A 475-nucleotide genomic window follows, 5' to 3' on the forward strand; every position below is an offset into this window, starting at 1 on the left:
GCCGCTGACCGCGCGCAGCGGCATCCGCTGGGCCGGGCTGGGCATGCTGCTGGCCACCGCGGCCACCTTCTTCCTGCCCGAACTGCACAACGTGCCGTTGATCCTGGTGGCACTGCTGCTGGGCGCGGGCCTGGCCTGGTGGTCGGCCGGCAAGGTTGCCATCACCGACATGCCGCAGATGGTGGCGCTGTACAACGGCATGGGCGGTGGCTCGGCGGCGGCGATCGGTGCGGTGGAACTGCTGCGCTATGCCTTCCTGGCCCACCGCGATACCAGCCACTGGAGCGCGCAGGCGCTGGCCGACCTGGCCGCGCGCCAGCCGTCGGGCACGATGCTGCTGCTGGGGGGGGTGGGCGCGGCGATCGGCGCGGTGTCGTTGTCCGGTTCGGTGATCGCCTGGGCCAAGCTCGATGGGCGCCTTGACCAGCGCGTGACCTGGCCCGGCCAGCCGGTGATTAACCTGCTGGTCGCCCTG

At 72.0% G+C, this 475-nt stretch carries 1 protein-coding gene; it reads left to right on the plus strand.

All coding sequences use genetic code 11. From position 1 onward, the window contains the following. Nucleotides 1–475 (plus strand): NAD(P)(+) transhydrogenase (Re/Si-specific) subunit beta (locus EN850_RS33530; RefSeq protein WP_210238002.1); only part of this gene is annotated, 475 nt, incomplete at both ends.

Origin of the sequence: Mesorhizobium sp. M8A.F.Ca.ET.207.01.1.1 (assembly GCF_004794715.1) — a bacterium.
GTDB lineage: Bacteria > Pseudomonadota > Alphaproteobacteria > Rhizobiales > Rhizobiaceae > Mesorhizobium.